Origin of the sequence: Xanthovirga aplysinae (assembly GCF_009711365.1) — a bacterium.
GTDB lineage: Bacteria > Bacteroidota > Bacteroidia > Cytophagales > Cyclobacteriaceae > Xanthovirga > Xanthovirga aplysinae.
This window is the reverse complement of record NZ_SMMB01000738.1, coordinates 1-3,598: the sequence shown is the minus strand read 5'-3', so window position 1 is coordinate 3,598 and position 3,598 is coordinate 1. Positions and strand designations below refer to the sequence as shown.

Here is a 3,598-nt window from a genome sequence, read left to right as displayed (position 1 = left end):
ATATCTTCAACCATGTAACTTTGTTCAATACGCATTTTATCTTTTAGAGTCTATAGCAAAAAACCTCAGCATATTAAGACAAAATAATTTCTTTAACCTAAACTGTTAGAATTTAAATATTTTTTAAATCTAATAAGATTAATAATAGGTATAAAACATCTTTATAGTTTTAACATACTTCTCCTACCACAATTATTAAATTGTTATAACTAATTTCAAATTATTACAAATTTAAATTTTTCAAAAAATAATATTAATGTCATAAATTAAATAAAGTTCTGAAATAAATTTATTACAAGAAGTTTAATACAAGGAGGCATTTTAATAGAAAAGAAAAACAGAACATTAGATTTAGGTGAGGTTCAATAAGAAGGAGCTGTCTTTTTCAAAGAAAAAACGGAAGAAGATTAAGCATATTTCCTTATTTATATAATTATTTCATTAATATATTAATTTTTATCAAATATTTAGCTTTAAAAAATCAAGATCTAATCACATCTTTTATTCAACAGTTTATTAGGATTTCCAAAAGACCATCAAAATATTTTTCCTAAATATTCAATCACTTATGTACTTAACATTTAAATTATTTACAAACTTTCATAAATTGCTATTTAAACATACATAAATTAGTTTATAACTTTCTTTAAATTTTAAATCGATTTGATCGATTATTTAATAAAAAATAAAATCATTAATTCTATTTTGAGGCAATAAATATCCTACAAACAACATTATAATAATTAAAGGGTTTAGTATTTAGTTTGAAATAAATTTGCCTTATTACCAAAACATAATTCATGGCCAAAGCCCAACGGGAGAAGGAGTCTCCACACCAAAAATCAGAACTTTCAATGAGCTATCGATTCATTCTTTTATTTCTATCAGCAACTGCTTGTTTTTCGATTAATTTAAAAGCTCAAGACCCCCAATTTTCCCAGTTTTATGCTGCTCCTCTTTTCCTTAACCCTGCCTTTACTGGGGCAACCCCTAGTGCTCGGGTGGGTACTATTATTCGAGACCAATGGCCAGCGATAAAAGATGCTTCCTTTATCTCTTCTTCCACTTATTTTGATTATTTTTTCGATGAATATAACAGCGGTTTAGGAGCTGTCTTTAACGTGGATCGCCAAGGAGCAATAGGACCTGTTTCAACAGAAATGATATTAAATTATGCCTACCAAATCCGTCTTTCAGAGACACTTACCTTACGACCCGGCGCCAGTATAGGATTAGCAATTGAGCACATTAATTTTAATAAACTTATTTTCCCCGACGATCAGAATGAATTGGTCGGGGATAATCAAACCAAGGTTTATCCGGATTTGAGTCTAGGAGGATTATTATATTCCACTAATTTTTGGGTAGGGATTTCGGCCTTCCACCTAAACACACCCAATCAGGCATTTTTAGAAATTACCCCTGACTCAATAAATACACGTTTACCAATTAAATTCAGCATTCATGGAGGTTATAGAATACCTTTATATATGCCAGGTTCAAACCGACCAGGATTTAATCGGTTTGGAAAAGAGCGGAGCATTTCTCCGGCTTTCCTATACAAACGCCAAGGTAAGTTTAGCAGCATGGAACTGGGTGTCTATACCACTTTGGAACCTATTGTAGTTGGTCTATGGTATAGAGGAACCCCAGGAGGGCTTTCTCCTGATGACAGTTTGGAAGAACAATTCCTCAAAAATGATGCGATTATTTTCCTTTTAGGTATCAAGGTAAAAAATCTTAAAATTGGATATAGTTATGATTATACGATTTCCAATTTACAAATTCCCTCCGGCGGTGCTCATGAAGTCTCCGTTACCTATGAATTTCAGTTAGGCAAGAAACTACCTCCCCGTAACGTACGTCAAATCCCTTGTCCTAGTTTTTAATATTAAGTGGTGAAATATCGTTTATTGTTTTTAAAGCGTGTTTAAAAATTTTCTTTTTGCTGCAAATGGTTTTTGAAGAGCTGCATTTTTCCCAGCGACTCTATTATTTTGCAGGTTTGGAAAGAACGTTGTTTCATTGCTTTTCCCCCGTAGACTCCAGCTACGAGCTCTAATAAACCTCGTTCGCCTTTTCAAAACTCCATTTTGCTTAAAAGCAAAAAAATTAATCAAGCCCCTATCCTATTTCGTAAAAAAACAAATCTCATTCACACACATGTCATTGCTCTCTATCCTTTTAAATCATTCTCTTATCCTAAGGTTGATTTTAAAATATTGCTTATTAGTTTTGCTGAGAAAATATTATTGGACAATGATTTTTAATACATATGGAACCAACTGCCATTCTTTGGATTATTTTAGGCCTAATCACCTTCAATTTTGTATTTGACCAGGTGGTAGATTTACTCAACCGAAAAGCCATGAAAGATGAATTGCCAGATGCTTTAAGGGAATTTTATGAAGAAGAAAAATATCGAAAATCAGTTCAATATCATCGTACTAAAGATCAATTTTCCGTTTTCAGTTCTTCCTTTAGTTTTATTTTAAGCATATTGGTAATAGGTTTCGGCTTATTGGGTTACCTAGATAGCTGGCTAAGGCCATTAATCCAAACAGACTTACTTCTTTCGCTTTCCTTTTTTGGCATTCTATATCTTGCCTCCGACCTACTTACAATCCCCTTTCAGTTGTACAATAATTTTGTTATTGAAGAGAAATTTGGATTTAACAAAATGACGCTCAAAATCTTTTTTACTGATAAATTAAAGGGATATTTAATAGCTGCAGTACTAGGTTCACTGATTATCGGTGCTCTGATTTATTTAATCCAAAGCATTGGAGCTAATTTTTGGTTATGGTTCTGGGGCATTATTTCCCTATTCATCTTGATGGGCAATATGTTTTATACTTCCTTGATCGTGCCTCTTTTTAATAAATTAAGTCCATTAGAAGAAGGTGATTTGAAGTCGGCCATAAAAAACTACTGCTCCCAAGTTAATTTCCCATTGGAAAACATTTATGTGATAGATGGGTCAAAACGATCTACTAAAGCTAACGCCTTTTTTTCTGGTATTGGAAAGAAAAAGAAAGTGGTTTTTTACGACACTTTAATCGAAAAACACAGCACAGAAGAGTTGGTAGCGGTATTTGCCCATGAAGTAGGCCATTATAAAAAAAAGCACATTATTAGTAGCTATATTTTATCTATTCTACAAACAGGCCTCATGCTTTGGATTATGTCTTTGATGATCTTTAATGAAAACCTTTCCTTGGCTTTAGGAGGAAAACAAACTGCCATTCACCTTAACCTAGTGGCTTTTGCTTTACTTTATTCTCCTATTTCCATGATTTCCGGTCTTTTCATGAACCAAATAAGCCGAAAGAATGAATATGAAGCAGATGCTTTTGCCACCCAAACCTATAAGGGAAGTGCCCTTCAATTGGCCTTAAAAAAACTATCGGTAGAAAACCTGAGTAATTTACTTCCACATCCCCTTTATGTTTTTATACATTATTCTCACCCTACTTTATTGCAAAGATTGGCCGCCATTGATCAGGAAAATCGAAAAAATAAGGAGTAGAAAAAGAATTTACCAGAATTTCTTTTCAAATAAAAAAGGGGCTATTAACTGCCCCTTTTTTTTAGATTT

2 protein-coding genes are annotated in these 3,598 nt (G+C 32.7%); both read left to right on the top strand.

Going from position 1 to position 3,598, the window contains the following annotated elements; genetic code table 11:
- The first annotated feature begins 800 nt into the window (after window positions 1–800).
- On the top strand, window positions 801–1,889 hold the full coding sequence (locus E1171_RS04890; RefSeq protein ID WP_155204662.1) for a PorP/SprF family type IX secretion system membrane protein: 1,089 nt from the start codon (window positions 801–803) through the stop codon (window positions 1,887–1,889).
- Window positions 1,890–2,275: 386 nt separating this feature from the next.
- Window positions 2,276–3,529, top strand: coding sequence for a M48 family metallopeptidase (locus E1171_RS04885; protein ID WP_155204660.1), 1,254 nt, complete (start codon window positions 2,276–2,278; stop codon window positions 3,527–3,529).
- The last annotated feature ends 69 nt before the right edge of the window (window positions 3,530–3,598 follow it).

Coding starts and splice junctions, on each gene's coding strand:
- E1171_RS04885 (WP_155204660.1), top strand. CDS start 2,276: ATGGAACCAACTGCCATTCTTTGGATTATTTTAGGCCTAATCACCTTC.
- E1171_RS04890 (WP_155204662.1), top strand. CDS start 801: ATGGCCAAAGCCCAACGGGAGAAGGAGTCTCCACACCAAAAATCAGAA.